At 37.1% G+C, this 16,161-nt stretch carries 14 protein-coding genes; 6 read left to right on the top strand and 8 right to left on the bottom strand.

Annotated features, from left to right (window positions below):
• Nucleotides 1-290: 290 nt before the first annotated feature.
• The 3 genes from deoD to LRP83_RS02920 all read right to left on the bottom strand — a co-directional run bounded on the left by deoD (nt 291) and on the right by LRP83_RS02920 (nt 3,310).
• On the bottom strand, nt 291-1,001 hold the full coding sequence (gene deoD / locus LRP83_RS02930) for a purine-nucleoside phosphorylase (RefSeq protein ID WP_230495174.1): 711 nt from the start codon (nt 999-1,001) through the stop codon (nt 291-293).
• A 30-nt stretch (nt 1,002-1,031) separates the two neighbouring features.
• Entirely contained in the window at nt 1,032-2,420 is a 1,389-nt protein-coding gene (locus LRP83_RS02925; RefSeq protein WP_230495173.1) for a purine-cytosine permease family protein, read from the bottom strand.
• Nucleotides 2,421-2,572: 152 nt separating this feature from the next.
• The gene (locus LRP83_RS02920) at nt 2,573-3,310 is read right to left on the bottom strand and encodes a GntR family transcriptional regulator (protein WP_230495172.1); all 738 of its coding nucleotides are present in this window, start codon (nt 3,308-3,310) and stop codon (nt 2,573-2,575) included.
• Nucleotides 3,311-3,810: 500 nt separating this feature from the next.
• Here LRP83_RS02920 and LRP83_RS02915 point away from each other — a divergent pair, with 500 nt between their 5' ends.
• The 3 genes from LRP83_RS02915 to LRP83_RS02905 all read left to right on the top strand — a co-directional run bounded on the left by LRP83_RS02915 (nt 3,811) and on the right by LRP83_RS02905 (nt 6,165).
• Entirely contained in the window at nt 3,811-4,248 is a 438-nt protein-coding gene (locus LRP83_RS02915; RefSeq protein WP_230495171.1) for a LytTR family DNA-binding domain-containing protein, read from the top strand.
• An 18-nt stretch (nt 4,249-4,266) separates the two neighbouring features.
• The gene (locus tag LRP83_RS02910) at nt 4,267-4,689 is read left to right on the top strand and encodes a DUF3021 family protein (RefSeq protein WP_230495170.1); all 423 of its coding nucleotides are present in this window, start codon (nt 4,267-4,269) and stop codon (nt 4,687-4,689) included.
• A 171-nt stretch (nt 4,690-4,860) separates the two neighbouring features.
• On the top strand, nt 4,861-6,165 hold the full coding sequence (locus tag LRP83_RS02905) for an alpha/beta hydrolase family protein (RefSeq protein WP_230495169.1): 1,305 nt from the start codon (nt 4,861-4,863) through the stop codon (nt 6,163-6,165).
• 127 nt (nt 6,166-6,292) lie between these two features.
• Here the strand turns inward: LRP83_RS02905 and LRP83_RS02900 are convergent, their stop codons facing one another.
• The 3 genes from LRP83_RS02900 to LRP83_RS02890 form a co-directional block, all read right to left on the bottom strand.
• Nucleotides 6,293-7,240: a carbohydrate kinase family protein gene (locus LRP83_RS02900; protein WP_230495168.1), complete on the bottom strand. Its 948-nt coding sequence runs from the start codon at nt 7,238-7,240 to the stop codon at nt 6,293-6,295.
• Between the two features lie 113 nt (nt 7,241-7,353).
• Nucleotides 7,354-7,719 (bottom strand): PH domain-containing protein, encoded by a 366-nt coding sequence (locus tag LRP83_RS02895; RefSeq protein ID WP_230495167.1) that lies wholly within the window; start codon nt 7,717-7,719, stop codon nt 7,354-7,356.
• A gap of 320 nt (nt 7,720-8,039) precedes the next feature.
• On the bottom strand, nt 8,040-8,804 hold the full coding sequence (locus tag LRP83_RS02890; RefSeq protein WP_435531318.1) for a cupin domain-containing protein: 765 nt from the start codon (nt 8,802-8,804) through the stop codon (nt 8,040-8,042).
• Between the two features lie 386 nt (nt 8,805-9,190).
• Between LRP83_RS02890 and LRP83_RS02885 the strand changes: the two genes are divergently transcribed.
• From LRP83_RS02885 to LRP83_RS02875, 3 genes are all read left to right on the top strand, one after another.
• Nucleotides 9,191-9,931: a hypothetical protein gene (locus tag LRP83_RS02885; protein WP_230495166.1), complete on the top strand. Its 741-nt coding sequence runs from the start codon at nt 9,191-9,193 to the stop codon at nt 9,929-9,931.
• 349 nt (nt 9,932-10,280) lie between these two features.
• Nucleotides 10,281-10,490: a YqaE/Pmp3 family membrane protein gene (locus LRP83_RS02880; protein ID WP_230495165.1), complete on the top strand. Its 210-nt coding sequence runs from the start codon at nt 10,281-10,283 to the stop codon at nt 10,488-10,490.
• A 599-nt stretch (nt 10,491-11,089) separates the two neighbouring features.
• Complete coding sequence (locus LRP83_RS02875) at nt 11,090-12,337, top strand: MFS transporter (RefSeq protein ID WP_230495164.1); 1,248 nt, start codon at nt 11,090-11,092, stop codon at nt 12,335-12,337.
• A gap of 204 nt (nt 12,338-12,541) precedes the next feature.
• Here the strand turns inward: LRP83_RS02875 and LRP83_RS02870 are convergent, their stop codons facing one another.
• On the bottom strand, nt 12,542-14,401 hold the full coding sequence (locus LRP83_RS02870) for an ABC transporter ATP-binding protein (RefSeq protein ID WP_435531317.1): 1,860 nt from the start codon (nt 14,399-14,401) through the stop codon (nt 12,542-12,544).
• Nucleotides 14,394-16,154, bottom strand: coding sequence for an ABC transporter ATP-binding protein (locus tag LRP83_RS02865; RefSeq protein WP_230495163.1), 1,761 nt, complete (start codon nt 16,152-16,154; stop codon nt 14,394-14,396). The genes LRP83_RS02870 and LRP83_RS02865 overlap by 8 nt, the downstream gene beginning before the upstream one ends.
• Between the last annotated feature and the right edge of the window lie 7 nt (nt 16,155-16,161).

The raw sequence follows: 16,161 nt of genomic DNA, 5'->3' as shown, positions 1-16,161 counted from the left end.
ATTTGTAATTCTATTGTTTAACGTATTGATACCTAGCTAATATGATTTCGGGCACGATTAAGTTCTATTCGTTACCGTTTTCTACCTCTTCGGCTGGTTTCGGGCACGATTAGCTTCTATTCGTTACCGTTTTCTACCTCTTCGGCTGGTTTCGGGCACGATTAGCTTCTATTAACCCCTCTTAAGGACAAAACCAGCCTTAGTAAAAACCAAAGTGTTTTTAATAAGCCCACTATCACCTGTTCCAATAAAATCGATATATTCATAGGAAAGTTTTTTATTTTTGAAGACTATTCATTAATAAGAGTCTCCAACGCTACAGTCACCATATCATTAAATGTTGTCTGGCGTTCTTCCGCTGTTGTTTCTTCACCTGTAATAACATGGTCGCTCACTGTCATAATACTTAAAACGTCGATATTATATTTTGCTCCAAGTGTATAGAGAGCTGATGTTTCCATATCAACACCTAACACACCGTAATCAGCCAGCTTATTGATCATGGAATCATCGTCTTCATAGAATGAATCACCGGTAAATACGTTACCTACATGAACTCTCAAATCATCATTTTGTTTAGATAAGCGATGCGCTCTCTCGAGAAGAGTAAAGCTTGCGTTTGGTGCATAATTAATTTGCGGGAAAATAATGTTCTGCATTTTGGAATCATTGGTAGCTGCCATTGCCATGATAATGTCACGGATTTTCACTTCGCGCTTCATCGCTCCGATTGTCCCAATGCGGATGATATTCTTCACACCATAATCCTTAATGAGTTCAGTGGCGTAAATACTCATCGAAGGAGCACCCATTCCAGAAGATTGAATTGAAATTTTGTGTCCTTTATATGTTCCAGTATAGCCATACATTCCCCGAACTGTATTATGACACTCAACATTCTCTAAAAAAGTATCAGCAATATATTTAGCACGAAGTGGATCTCCTGGCATTAAGACTTTTTCAGATAGTTGACCTTCTTTTGCATTTAAGTGAATACTCATGATGTATTTTACCTCCAAATAATTAATAGGTTAAGCTGCTTTTCCTTCTTTATCTACCGTTTGCTTTTTCAATTGTGCTGACGAATAGATCCAGCTTAAAACTATACCAACTGCGAATGTTAATATTACTCCTAGACTGTTACCATCAAAAATCCCTTTCGCAAATGGCGCAGGAAATAGTGGATTAGTGGTAAAAAGAAGCCCAATTATAACACTTACAAACCATATAATAACATTGCCTTTATTCACAGAAATATTTCTATCACCTGAAATGATTTCAGGATCATACCCTTGCTTTTTGCGAAGGATAATGTAATCGGCTACGAATATAGCTGTCCAAGCGGCAAGGCCAATGCCGACAACTCCTAAGAACATCATGAATGACCCTAAAAAGTCACCGTTTATGAATAATACATAAGTCGGAAGTAATACCATGATTAAACCATGGAAAATAATTGATGTACGTTCAGAAATTTTTATGTTTGTAGCTTCTAAAGCAGTACGTCCAGACCGAAGTGAAATAACTGCCGGTGGAATGATTCCGCCCAATGCTGTAATAAAGTATGGAATAACCATCCATTTAGGCATCTGTGCAGCTAATGCCGCGATTGGATCCGCTGAACTAACTAGTTCAGGATTCGTTGCATTCATTAAAATGCCTAAGAACATGATGACAAATAATGGTGCTCCTGCAGCAAACGTTGTTGTCCAGAAAATCGCTTTATTCGAAGACTGAGGACTTTGGTAAGAAGAGTAATCACTCGCAACCATAGCCCAGCTAAGTGCAGAACCAGCAATAATGATGGAAATAGCAGGCAATACGCCTCCAATCCAGTCTCCATTTGGCATATTTACAAGTGCTGACCAATCTGTTTGTGGAACTAAAATAACCAATACCACCACTGTTAGTGCGCCAAAAATATAGGTAAATATTGTTTGAACTTTTACAAGCGTTTCTTGTTTTACAAGAGATAATGCCATAATCGCAATCGCAAGACCGATAAGGCCGATTATTTGTACGGTAGTTGTTACTTCAAACCCAAGTGCAGTAACAATAGCATTAATAGAGAAAATACCAGTAGGAACATTTCCAACACTCAGCCAACCAATCAAACAAATCCATGCTAGTACCGCTGGAATCAAGTTTCCTTTTGATCCAAAAGGTGCTCGGGATAACACAAATGTCGGTGCTTTTCCTAGCTTACCTGGTAAACTAAGATAGCCGATAAGGGCAAATGATGCTGCTCCAAGGAATGCAGCTATAACGGATTGAATAAAGTTGAGACCATAGCTAACAATAATCCCACCATAAACCAATCCCATAATACCTATATTTAATGCAAACCATATCCAAAACAATTGCTTAGGTTGCCCAACTCTTTCATTTTCTGGAATTAAATCAGGGTATTTTTGACTCATTTCTCCTAGACCTCTTCTCTTTTATCTTTATTTTATTTTCAATATTGGGAATATTGGGAATTTAAAGGATGCTAGTAGTTCTTATTTATAAGAACTACTGCATTCAACCATCTATTTTCAAAGTCAATCCCCTATGCCTACTTTTAAAGTAGTTATTTAAATACATTTAATTTAATGTTCGCAAACTGCTGAGGGACATAGTATTTATTAAACATGATTGGATAATCTGCTTTACTGTAGAGGCTTTCCAATAGTAAAAAGCAATTATTACGACCAAATACATTGCCTTTTCGATTAGCTATGTTAACCGTTTGTGAGAACTTTATTTCAATTTCTCCATGAGCTGCATCTACATAGGCTTGATTCTCCATAAAATCCAGTAGCAATTCCTTATTATCTAAGTCCAAAGATAAATCTTCTACTGTTTCCATGGCTATGAAAGTAAAAGCATAGCCTACTAAATCGTTCCCTCTACTATAAAAACGTTCAACAGCTACTACTCTAGATGAATCTGTTTTTAATACTTGTTTCGTATATTCTGTTCCCACGTCCATATAGTATTGGACATCAATTTGATCGAATGTACTTATATGGCACTTATGAATCGGGTTACTTAGCTTTTCTAATTGAAGATTGGCTTGATGTTTATTAAAGGAGTCAATAACAAAGCTTCCTTTTCCCTTTATATTTCTTATCAATCCATCATCTTGCAGAAGTGCTAAAGCTTGTCTTAAAGTAGAACGACTAACCCCTAGTTCCTTTGCTAAGTCTGGTTCCGAAGGGAGCCTACTATCTACAGGATATTCCCCTTTCGTAATTTGAAGAAGAAGCTCATCGTACACATTTACATAGAGTGGCCTTTTCAACTTATTTGTTATGTCTTTTTTCATTTAATCTCCTTCTTGTTAGAAATTTTAAGAGAGAACTATCGTTTTCGGGCATTTCAACTTAGAAAATATCACGATAAATTGTACTCGGAATAAACATGTCTATTTTTTATACAAGTTAAAATTAACATATAAAAATTATCTATGCAAGCACTTTCATAAATAAAATTCGTGGAAACAGAGGGTCGGCTCTTGCGCTTCTTTCGGTTCATAAAAGAGGTATAATATGGAATATCTTCACTAAATACGGGACATTATTAGGCGGACTAATAGCCTTTAACTTAATAAAAAGACCGGTTCCCTCAAGTGGTTTTTTAATTTCAAAAGTCATTATAAAAAGGTTCATAATCTGTTAGAATTTCACTATAACTATACATTTATAGGAGATCAAGCAAGGTAAAGACCGAAGAGGCAAGAAAGTGAAACGGAAGATTTCGAGAAGGTAGAGTTTTATTCCTCAAAATGTGTAGCTTTTAATAATTTGAATTTTCGTAGGTGATAATGTGAAAATTTCAATAGAAGAAATAAACAAAGAAATGGCAGAAGAAATCCTCATTAGATGTCATGAGGTAGATGACGAAATAGTTGAAATCGTAAACAAGCTACAAATGGAGGATCCCAATATTCATGGCTATCAAAATGATAAAGTTCATCGGATTTTACTTCGTGATATCTATTATTTCGAGGCAGTTGACGGAAAGGTTTTTGGATACTGCAAGGACAACGTTTATGAGGTAAAACAGAAGCTTTATGAGTTAGAGGAATTATGCCAAGGAAAAAACTGTTTTCGTGCATCCAAATCAACTATTTTAAACATTTCTAAAATTTCATCTGTTTATCCGTCTATAAGTGGCCGCTTCGAAGTAGTGCTTGATAATGGGGAACGTACTGTTGTCTCAAGGCAGTATGTGCCTGTGCTTAAAAATATGCTTGGTTTGTAAGGAGTGATACGTATAAACATGTTCAAATTTGTACAGAAGATTATGAAGGATTTCTTGATCATCTTTGCAGCCATCATCATTATTATCACTATTTTAAGACAAATGTATTATCCTAATTCGGCATTTGATTTGAAGTCCATTTATATTATTATGGCATTTTCCTTTATAAGTGCATTGATGGGATTTATTTTGTATTCTCCTAATGATATAAGCGAGAAAAAAATACGTATAAGAATGGTTATTCATTTTTTCACTTTAGAGATTCTATTGATTGTCCTTGCCAGCGTTTTTGATATTGTGAATAGTACAGTAGACGGTTTCATATTAGCACTGCAAATTGCAGTCATCTATATCCTCGTTCGTCTGCTGTCATGGCAAAAGGATAAAAAAGAAGCCCAAAAAATCAATGAAAAACTAAAGGTATTAAAGAAAGACGTTTAATAAAATTAGATTGCAGCGGTTGTCTGTAAGCGGTAAGCTACATAGCTTACCGCTCTCTTTTGCATCTTATTTGCCTGTGGATACAACTTACTGTTTTTCTATATACTTCCTTTCTGTAATTTTTTATGATGAGTTCATCAAAATTAATTCAAAAGGTAAGGTGTCATTACTGTGGGGATTTTAATATTATTAATCGCTTTGATTTTCGAGATTGCTTTTGCAATCTACTGTATCGTTACAAAGGAAATCCATAATAAAGTTAAGAATTGGATTAGAATAGCTATTTTTATAGCTTTTGTCTTTCTAACACTATCTCCGGTGATTGAGTGGAGTTTCCGCTGGGGAATGCTTGCTATATTACTTTTTATATTAGCACTAAAGGGAACGGTTTCTCTTATCCGAAACAAAACAAATAACCCAAATTACAAAACTTCAAAAATAGTGTGGAAATCAATAATTATGATTTTTGCATTAGTATTTGCACTTGCACCTACAATTGCTTTTCCGCAGCATAAATCACCAAAAGTGACAGGTGATTATCTAGTCACAACCGCTACTTATACTTATGTTGACAAGAACCGTATTGAGGAATTTACTGACAAGGGGGATAACAGATTTGTTAATGTGGAATTTTGGTATCCCGAAAATGCAGATGGTAAATACCCTCTACTAGTATTTTCACATGGAGCATCTGGTATTAAAACTAGCAATACCTCTACCTATACGGAGCTTGCAAGCCATGGCTATGTAGTTGTTTCCATCGATCATCCGTATCACTCCTTTTTTACGGCTTCAGAGGATGGAACAAAGGCTTTCATCAATTCAGATTATAATCTGGAAGTCAGCAATGCCAATAAGGATGGCATTTACACGAAAGAAGAACTTTTCGGACTCATTCAAAAATGGATGAAACTTCGAACAGATGATATGAATTTTGTCATTGATACGATCCTTACAAAAGCCCAAAGTGACAAGGACCCAGTTTATTCACTTATCGATCCAGAGAAAATGGGTGTGTTCGGTCACTCGATGGGCGGCGCAGCAAGTGTTTGGTTAGGCAAAGAACGTAAGGATATACGTGCAGTTGTAAATATTGATGCACCGTTCTTTAGTGAGCTTATTTATAAAAAAGAAATCGATGATTATGTGGCAAGTGATGAAGCCTTCACGACCCCACTTCTAAACATTTATTCTGACGATGTTTGGGATCAACTCGATAGCAACTCCACTTATGTTGCGAACAAACCCAATAACGAACAATTCAAAGACGCCTTTACTGTTCATATTAAAGGAGCAAAACATTTAAGCTTAACGGATTTACCACTTTTCTCTCCTATACTTGCAAATATCCTGCAAGGCGGAACAGCAGACATTGATAAATATTACAGTATTGAAACGACAAATGAGTTAATTGTTAAATTTTTCGACTACCAATTAAAGGGCATTGGCCATTTCACGCCTGAAGAAACATATTGATTTTTATCTAGTACTAAGACGGACGAGAGATGAACTGCACCCCAATTGTTAGTAACACCTAACAATTGGGGTGCAGTTCATCTCTCGCTTCCTTCTTAAATAAAGCACAGAAGTAACTCCCCATGTTTCACCCAGTAACTTCTTCAATTGTTGGAATCGCAGCTATTGCTCCTACTTTGGTACATACGAATGCGGCCACTTTATTGCTGAAGGAGATTATATTTTTTAGCTGTTCAAAGTCTAAGTCTTGCAGTTTATTCTCTTTTGCCAGTTGATAGAGTGTTGCACCAACAAATGCGTCACCAGCACCTGTGGAATCAATGGAATGAACCTTGACACTTGGAACGATTTCGCTAGTTTGTCCATCAGATAGATAGGTTCCTTCTTTCCCTAAGGTAACGGCAACTACTTTAGCTCCTAACTGATGCAAAGCGTTTGCGCCCTCTGCCAAATCATTCATACCCGTAATGATAGTTAATTCCTCATCACTTACTTTAACGAAATCAGCTAAAGTCATTCCTTGTTTAGCTAATGCAATGAAAGTCGAAATTTGTTCCTTCCAAAGATCCTTTCTAAAATTTGGATCAAAGGAAATATATTTCCCATCTATTTTAGCCATTTTCATCGCATTGAAATAAGTGGACTGAAAAGGGTCGCTTAATAGGGCAGTTGCGGATCCAAAATGAAAAATAGAAGCTTCCTTCATCTTGTCTTTATCCAGTTCTTCCTCAAATAAATAGGCATCTGCACCGCGATTAAAGACGAAATCCCTTTCCCCATTCGCCTTTAAAGAAACAAAAGCTAAGGTAGTTGGATGTGCATCATCGAACACAAGCATCGATGTATCAACCTTTACATCATTTAGTGTTTTCTTTAAAAAATGGCCAAAAGGATCATTCCCAACTTTTCCACAAAAATAAGAAGTCCCACCCAGTTTTGCAATCGTTGCACACACATTTGCCGGTGCTCCCCCAGCCTGTTTTTGGAAGTTTTGCCCTTCCACTAAATCGATATCCACATCTGTACAAAAGAAATCAATTAGTAACTCTCCTATACAAACAATTGATGAACTCATCTTAACACCTCTATTTTTTAAACAATTTACTTTTCCGTGCTTGTCACTATACGTATTTTCCTGCCCTATTCAAAAAAATAAAGAAGCATTTGAAATCGTTTCTTTTGTACAGATTATAGTATGTACTTCCCAATAATCCGATCAAGCTTTCTAATATCTACTTTTTTGTTTAGATTCAACTTAAATTTACCAGCTTTTGTCCAAAGCTCCAACTCGGCATTGAAGTCTAGCATCCCACCATTTTCACTGGAATACATTATTATAGATTTAAACGGAATAGTGTAAACTTCTACCTTTTTACCTGTTAATCCTTGGCGATCTGAGATAATGATTCTTTTATTTGTTACTACCGCAACATCTCTTATCGTTTTATAAGCTACTTCTGCCCGTTCTCCATCGATTAAAACATCTAGGATTTCCTTCGGTACCTGAGTTTCTTCATAAAATGTCCATGACATAATTTCACCTACTGCTGCCATATAAATCACCTCTATCTAAATTCACTAAATCCATATATTACTAAAATTATAATATATTTCAAGAATATAAACTATTGAATGATGTTTCCACAGTTTACTTTTTTTATCTAAAGGTATTCGTTCAATGGGTATCTGTGCAGGCTACGTTGTAGGGTCTAAATCCGAAATGTATTGTATAAAAAAAAGCATGAGATTCCCTCCCATGCGTGTAAGCGTTTAAGTACATTCCTGCACAATCTCATCTAAATTAAAATGGTTTCACCAAGTTGGCAAACCCTTAAATTTATTAATCTATTGACATCGATTTTCTTGACATTTGTTTACATATTTTTACTTTGTTTTAGAAGTTTAGATTCCCCTGTCCGTTCCCATTCTTCCACTGTCTGATAGGCTTTTTCAGGAGAATATCCTTTTCCAACTAGAACTCCCATAAGAATAAATTCTTGAAGAATATGAGTAGCATTAATTCCTTCTTTAACATCCTCTAAACCTTTGTTTACTAAAAACTCTGTATACCTTACCCATTCATCTGGAGTTCTACCGGAAATAACCGCATTACCCTTGCTATGACCGCCGCCTCGTTCCTTAGCCATTGCATCTGCTTTCGTAGGATGAACAGTTCCAAATGGATGGTTAGGCGGAGCATAGATCGAATACAGCTTTAAAGGAATATTCCCCGTATTTGTTAGGTTATGCCATGTTCCAGCGGGTACCATGATTGCGGAATTATCATATACCTTTCTTGAAAAGTTTAAATTTTCTTTACTCTTGCCCATTTGAGTAATACCCTGCCCTTGTTCAATACGCAAAAATTGATCAACATTTGGGTGCATTTCTAGTCCAATATCCTCTCCGGGATTTAAACTCATCAATGTAACCTGCAGATGTTTTCCAGTCCATATAGCCGTTCGATACGTATTGTTTTGTTTCGATGCTTTATTAATATTAATGACAAACGGGTTTGGGCCGTAGTCTTTTAACGCCAGCCTATTATTACCCTCGAAAGCGTGAGTAAAATGATTTGTATGAATGAACTCGTTCGGATATGTCCTGTAATTTGAATTCCCACTATAATAATTACTCATTGGCACACTGACATGGTAAGGGTTTTGATACGGATAACCATTTTCATAATAATACAATTTCTTCAATCCCTTCGCAGATTAATCACCTTATCATATGTACCTATTTTAGAAACGTCCATTTAAAAATCTCTCAAAAATACAGGCAATTATTAAAGTCTATTCAATAATTTATCCCCCGTTTATAATAAAAATATCTAGGAACACGAAATAATTGTTTATCATTTAGGGCGAGAATACCCCTTCCTCAAGGAATGTGAAGGGTGTTAACCCAATGAGTAGGGAGGGGATGAATCGCCCTTCCGAAGGAAAGTTTTGATTAAAAACAGAACATACATTCTGATAAAATAAACCTATAAACATAAAAATTTAGAAAGAGGGTATGGAAAATGAGTATACAAGCATATTTCACTAATAGAGTGTACAAAAACGCTCTTACGAAAGAATATGTAAAAGCCATTGAACATGCCCTTATAGTATTCAATAGGGCGAAACAGTTTGCTTTTAGCACGTCAATCAAAGAGAAACGTTCTGGCAAATGCAAACGTTCAAAATCCATGCACCTTACGGTGAAAAGCCGCTTTAACTTGGACGATTATTATGCCAATAGCGTTGTACAAGAAGCAAAGGCCATTCAAAGTAGTTTAACAGAACTAAATAAAATGTATGTCTCAAATAAAGAAACACAAATTGATTCCGTTAAGAACAAGATAAAAAAAGAAAAATCTCGTATGACCACTTTAACGAAAGCAAAAGCTTCGTTCGTCATTGGTAAACCCTCTTTTGCTAAAAACTCCAATATGAAAAAGGTTGGGAACTTCTTTCTTGTGTCTTACAAAAAGAAAACCGACCTCTATGATCATGCTTATCAATTTGAGCATGAATACTTAGATAAAGAGATGAAAAGAATCAGGACTAAAATTGGGTTTTTAACTTTCAAGAAAAATATGGCGCAGTGGGGGTATGTGACGAAAATGCTGAAAGGGATACGCACCTGTGCCTATTACCAATCAGATCTTTTTGATATGGCCAGGTTTCGTTCTACGAACGATTTCTTCACTCCCGAGGCTCTTACAGATTTGGAGTCGAAAAGTTTGTCTAAATTAAAAAGTGGAAAAACCGCTTCCTAGTTGAAGGGGAAGCGGTCATATATCTTGGTATATGTCTTGTTTTTTACAAGAATCCCTACTTCAAACAACCAAAAGTTGTTAAGTGGGGGTAGTTCAATATCATTCTCTTACAGTCAAAATCTTATAATCTAGAAAGGAGAAATAAAGCAAAAATTCATCTATTCAATTGTATCTATTAATGTTCTTACCTGATGGACAAAAATGTGCATTTTATCTTTTGTCTGGACCAGAGACCATTGCCCAAAAGTTTATTTTTCAAAAAAAATGATAAAGCTAAAAAGGTAGGCACCACTCAGATTTTTATTGACGTTATAATGTTTTGTCAAATTATTTTTGGAGCTGATTTGCAATGATGTATTTGTTAGCCATAATTTGTCCACCATTAGCTGTACTATTTATAGGTAAACCATTTCAAGCTTTACTTAACTTAGTTTTAACATGTTTTTTTTATGTACCTGGTCTAATTCATGCAATACTAGTTATCCATGAAAAGAAAGCTGACAAAAGAGCATTAAGACAAGCAGAACTTATTGCTAAAGGTAACAGGGAGAATCAATAGGGTCCCTTAGTGATATTTAAAATAAGGGGAGTTTTTCCGGTTAAACAAAGCGAAATGACCCATTTTGACGTTTTTTGAGTAAATAGTCGGAATCCTTCCGTCTATTTAAGCTATTTTCAGTGCAAATTTAGTCATTAAGAGAAATTTCTCCGCTTATTTATCAACCCTTATTAACTCCTCCTCTTGTTCCTTGAGGGTTCGCTCTTTATTTAAATTTATCGGTATCAAAGAATCCATAATAAATGAAAAAGGCGTGTCAAATCTGTTGTCAGATTGCACGCCTTTTTCATTGTCATTTATAATCAAACGCTTCAAACGTCTCCCTTATCGCTTATGCACTTTTATCGAAATTAACATACGGTGAATTCTCTGTTTCACTCATATAGGAAATACATTTTACTTACCAGTTTATTTCTCATTCTCCTCTAACTAAATGTTAAGGTACTTCTGAGGCATAGCCCCAAGAAAAACCGCGCACTAAATTAAATCTATTCAATACCCTATCCCCCGTTTATAATGAAAATATCTAGGAACACGAAATAATCCTTCATATCATTCTCATACATTCATAATCTTATAATCCAGAAAGGAAGACTAAAATGGCCACCGCTACATCTATTCCAGTGGGAAAGGCAGAACCGAAAGATACGAAAACGATGTATAATATTTTATTTATTATGAGTCTATGTCATTTATTAAATGATTCCTTGCAATCCGTTGTCCCGGCGATGTTCCCAATTTTAGAAAAGTCGATGGGATTATCCTTTACACAGCTAGGATTAATAGCTTTTTCATTAAACATGGTTGCTTCTGTTTTACAGCCAGTTGTCGGCTGGTATACCGATAAACGTCCAAGACCGTATGCACTTCCATTAGGTCTAACAAGCAGTATGCTCGGTATTTTAGGATTAGCGCTTGCTCCTAACTATTGGATGATTTTGATTAGTGTTATTTTTATTGGTTTTGGTTCGGCTGTTTTCCATCCAGAAGGGTCACGCGTAACTCATATGGCGGCAGGGAAAAAAAGAGGCTTGGCACAATCGATTTACCAAGTAGGAGGGAATTCCGGCCAAGCATTGGCACCTGTTTTTACAGCGCTGATTCTTGTTCCATTTGGTCAATTTGGAGGGATCTGGTTTACCATTGTTGCCTTTATTGCCGTCCTATTTCTCATTTATATTGCAAGATGGTATTCTAAACGCCTAAAGGCTCAAGCCGGTGAGATAAAAAGAAATAAAGCTGTTAAAAATGGATTAGGTCCCCATGCTAAAAGTATTAAGACGGCCATTCTCCTATTAATTCTACTTGTCTTTGCACGTTCTTGGTATGGCAGTGCGATTTCAAATTTTTATACGTTTTATGCGATTAAGACATACGATGTCACCATTGCTCACTCACAAGTTTTTATTTTTATTTACTTATTTATGGGAGCTGTTGGGACATTATTAGGAGGACCATTAGCCGATCGTTTTGGAAGAAGAAATATGATCTTCCTTTCCTTGATTGGTGCTGCTCCACTTACCTTATTATTGCCATTTGTGGGACCTACCGTCGCTTATATCCTTCTCGCCTTAACGGGTCTTATCTTAATGTCTAGTTTCTCCGTAACAGTTGTCTATGCACAAGAATTAATACCTGGCAAAATTGGAACGATGTCTGGTTTAATTGTTGGTCTTGCCTTCGGAATGGGCGCTATTGGTTCTGTGGCACTTGGGGCACTGATTGATTTAATGGGGATCCAAACTACAATGATTGCTGTGTCGGTTCTTCCTATATTCGGACTGCTCACATTGCTTTTGCCGTCTGATCAACAGTTGAAGGAATGGAGTGGGGCCGAGCTTAATTAAGTAAATGCATTAAAGGAGTATACTTTTAAGCGTAAAAAAAGACTAGCATCTAGTTTGAACAGGTCTAAGCAATGCGCTTATTCAGAAAAAAATAGCCACCCAGCATCGGTGACTATTTCTCCCTTTGTAACAGTTAGTAGCTAAATCCTGCAGCATGTGTGTCGGGAATGTTCAGGTGTTCACAGCACCTGACACTTTTCCCACCTAGGAAGCTTCCTCAAACTGACTATTATATAGCTCGGCGTAGAAGCCATTTTTTAATAGTAATTCTCCATGTGTTCCACTTTCAATGATATCTCCATCCTTCATGACGAGGATAAGATCAGCATTTTTGATGGTTGATAATCGATGAGCAATGACAAAGGATGTTTTTCCAACCGTCAGTTTATCCATAGCTTGCTGAATAAGTATTTCTGTACGTGTATCGACGGAGCTAGTTGCCTCATCAAGGATTAACAGTGGTGCATGAGCCACCATCGCTCGGGCAATGGTGATTAACTGTTTCTGACCAGCAGATAGATTCGCTTTATCGTCGAGTACTGTATCGTAACCATTTGGCAGTGTCTTAATGAAGTGATGCAGTCCAACAGCTTTGCAGGCAACCTCTACTTCATCATGAATAACTCCCTTTCGGTTATAAACGATATTATCCCGTATAGTCCCTTCAAATAACCATGTATCCTGAAGCACCATACAAAATAGTTCATGGATATTTTTTCGAGTTAGCTGATTGATAGGAACACCATCAATTAGAATTTCCCCGCCATTTACTTCATAAAAACGCATTAGCAGGTTAATTAAAGTTGTCTTACCGGCACCAGTAGGACCAACAATCGCCACTTTTTGTCCAGCATGTACAGTGGCTGAGAAGTTATTAATAACCATTTTATTTTCGTCATAGCCAAATCGGACATTTTTAAATTCAACATCCCCATGAGCCTTTTCAAGACTTGTTGTTTTAGCCTCTTCATCTTCCAACTCTTCTTCACCAAGGAATTCAAAGACACGTTCACTAGCTGCAGCCGTTGATTGTAGACTGTTCGCTGCTTGGGCAAGCTGGGATAGAGGCTGTGTAAACAAGCGAATATATAACATAAAGGCAACAATTACACCAAACGAAATATGATCATTCACGGCAAGCACTGCCCCAACAATGGAGACCACTACATAACCAAAGTTACCTACAAACATCATTAACGGCATCATTAAACCAGACAAAAATTGAGATTTCCAGGCACTGTTATAAAGTCTGGAGTTAATGTCATGAAAGGTTTCCTTTGCAGCCTTTTCTCCGTTATAAACCCTCACCACCGTGTGACCTGAATAGATTTCTTCAATATGCCCGTTTAGCTTACCAAGCTCCTTTTGCTGTTCCACAAAATATTTTTGTGACTTAGTGATAATAAAGGTCATTAATGCAAAGCCGACAATGGTTGAAAGTATAGCTGAAATCGCCATTATCCAGTTTGTATAAAACATCATCACAAGTGATCCAACAAACATGGTTACCGCGGAAACCAATGTACTAATACTCTGGTTCATCGTTTGACCAATCATATCAACATCATTCGTTACGCGACTTAGCACATCACCTGTGCTTGTAGAATCAAAATATTTTAAAGGCAATCGATTAATTTTTCTTGAAATATCCGTTCGTAAATTCTTCGACACTCGCTGTGTGACTGTGGCCATCATAAAGCCTTGAATATAGTTGAACAAAAAGCCTACGCCATAAAGAAAAGCGAGAATGGTTGCGAGGTTTACAACTGCATCTAAATCAATACCTGACATCAAGCCTTCTGTAACCAAATCAGTAATTCGGCTGAGCAGCTCTGGTCCCAAAATATTAAACACCGCACCTGTCGCAGCAAGGATAAGAGCTATGATAATCAATGGCAAATAAACTTTACAATAGGCAATCAGCTGTTTAACGGTTTTCTTAAAGTCCTTTACCTTCGCCCTCGGAGCTCCCATCGGTCCCCCCGGATGACCTCCTCGTCCTTGCATTCCTCCAGGAGGCTCTGGTTTATCATGTTTTCTTCGTTCATGATTGTTTTTAGCCAATTTCAAGCTCCTCCTTCGATAATTGAGAATAAGCAATTTCCTGATAAACACTACAATTTCCCATTAATTCCTGATGGGTGCCCATACCAACAATTTTCCCATCATCTAGGACAACGATTCGATCGGCATCTTTAATCGTACCAATTCGCTGCGCAACAATTAAAGTGGTTGCATCCTTAATCTCTTTCTTTAGCATGGATCGGAGCACCCTATCAGTCTTATAATCTAACGCTGAAAAAGAATCATCAAATAAGTAAACTTCTGGATTTTTATAAATCGCACGCGCGATGGAAAGCCTTTGCTTCTGCCCACCAGAAAGATTCGTACCACCTTGTGCAATTTTAGCTTCATACTGCTCTTCCATCTTTTCAACAAATTCAGTACCCTGGGCAATTTCGACAGCTTTTTTGAGAGCTTCATCCGCGGAATGCATAGCTTCTCTTCCATAGGCAACATTTGAATTTACAGTACCACTGAATAAAATAGCTTTTTGCGATACATAGCCAAGCTTGTCGCGTAGTGCTTCCTGGGAGTATTTTTTTACATCGATACCATCGATTAACACTTCTCCTTCCGTCGCATCATAGAAGCGTGGAATGAGGTTAAGTAAAGTGCTTTTCCCACTTCCTGTTGACCCTATAAATGCAACGGTTTCTCCTTTACGCGCGGTAAAACTGATATTATGAAGGATATAATCGGTTGCATCTGGATATTTAAAACTGACGTTTCGAAATTCGATTTCACCAGTTACGCCTGCTTTCCCTTCACTTTGGTCTCCATCGACAATCTTTGCTTTCGTATTTAGAACCTCATTAATTCGTTTCACGGAAACAGACGCACGAGGAACCATGATGAAAACAATGGAAAGCATCATGAAGGCCATGATCACCTGCATCGCATAATTAGAAAAAACGACCATATCTGAGAATAAAGATAACTTATCTGGCATTGCAGCATCTTGGATGAGGAATGCACCAATCCAATAAATCGCAAGACTCATCCCTGACATGATGAGCCCCATTGTCGGCATCATGACTGCCATTGTCCGTTGCGTAAAGAGATTCGTCTTCGTGAGTTCACTGTTTGCTTTTTCAAATTTATCTTCCTGATAGCCTTCGGCGTTAAAAGCATGAACAACACGAATACCAGAAAGATTTTCTCTGGTAACTCGATTTAAATTATCCGTTAAACTCTGAATTCGTCTAAACTTTGGCAAAGCGATAAAAATAATGATGCAGAGCATGACAATTATGATTAACACAGCCGTGCCAGTTGCTGCCGTCCATTGCCAGCTTTTTCCCATAATTTTAAAAATGGCCCAAGTAGCTAGAATTGGAGCCTTTACAATCGCTTGAAATCCCATCACAATCAATAGCTGGACTTGTGTAATATCATTGGTGGAGCGTGTAATTAAACTCGCAGTAGAAAAGCTATTAATCTCCTCCATCGAAAAGGACATCGTCTTTTCAAATACCATTCCACGTAATCTAAGCGAGAATCCGGCTGCCACTTTGGCAGCAAAATAAACTGTAAACATCGCTGCAGCCATACTCCCAATCGCACATATCAGCATATAAATGCCCTGAACTAGAACATCACTCATCTTACTGCCTTCGGTTTGAACAAGCATAGTGATTTCATACATATAATCCGGTAGCTTTAAATCTAGCCACACCTGCGTCACAATGAACACCAAGCTACATATAATTAGCAGCCATTCCTTCTTCTGAAGGTATTTAAAAATTTTCAGCATACATTAG

Origin of the sequence: Pseudoneobacillus rhizosphaerae, assembly GCF_917563885.1 — a bacterium.
GTDB lineage: Bacteria > Bacillota > Bacilli > Bacillales > Cytobacillaceae > Pseudoneobacillus > Pseudoneobacillus rhizosphaerae.
This window is presented reverse-complemented; position numbering and strand designations above follow the sequence as displayed.

Bases quoted from the DNA above. Each gene is read 5' to 3' on its own strand.
- LRP83_RS02920 (WP_230495172.1), bottom strand. From the start codon at position 3,310: ATGAAAAAAGACATAACAAATAAGTTGAAAAGGCCACTCTATGTAAAT.
- LRP83_RS02895 (WP_230495167.1), bottom strand. From the start codon at position 7,719: ATGGCAGCAGTAGGTGAAATTATGTCATGGACATTTTATGAAGAAACT.
- LRP83_RS02885 (WP_230495166.1), top strand. From the start codon at position 9,191: ATGAGTATACAAGCATATTTCACTAATAGAGTGTACAAAAACGCTCTT.
- LRP83_RS02880 (WP_230495165.1), top strand. From the start codon at position 10,281: ATGATGTATTTGTTAGCCATAATTTGTCCACCATTAGCTGTACTATTT.
- deoD (WP_230495174.1), bottom strand. From the start codon at position 1,001: ATGAGTATTCACTTAAATGCAAAAGAAGGTCAACTATCTGAAAAAGTC.
- LRP83_RS02875 (WP_230495164.1), top strand. From the start codon at position 11,090: ATGGCCACCGCTACATCTATTCCAGTGGGAAAGGCAGAACCGAAAGAT.
- LRP83_RS02925 (WP_230495173.1), bottom strand. From the start codon at position 2,420: ATGAGTCAAAAATACCCTGATTTAATTCCAGAAAATGAAAGAGTTGGG.
- LRP83_RS02890 (WP_435531318.1), bottom strand. From the start codon at position 8,804: ATGAGTAATTATTATAGTGGGAATTCAAATTACAGGACATATCCGAAC.
- LRP83_RS02910 (WP_230495170.1), top strand. From the start codon at position 4,267: ATGTTCAAATTTGTACAGAAGATTATGAAGGATTTCTTGATCATCTTT.
- LRP83_RS02865 (WP_230495163.1), bottom strand. From the start codon at position 16,154: ATGCTGAAAATTTTTAAATACCTTCAGAAGAAGGAATGGCTGCTAATT.
- LRP83_RS02900 (WP_230495168.1), bottom strand. From the start codon at position 7,240: ATGAGTTCATCAATTGTTTGTATAGGAGAGTTACTAATTGATTTCTTT.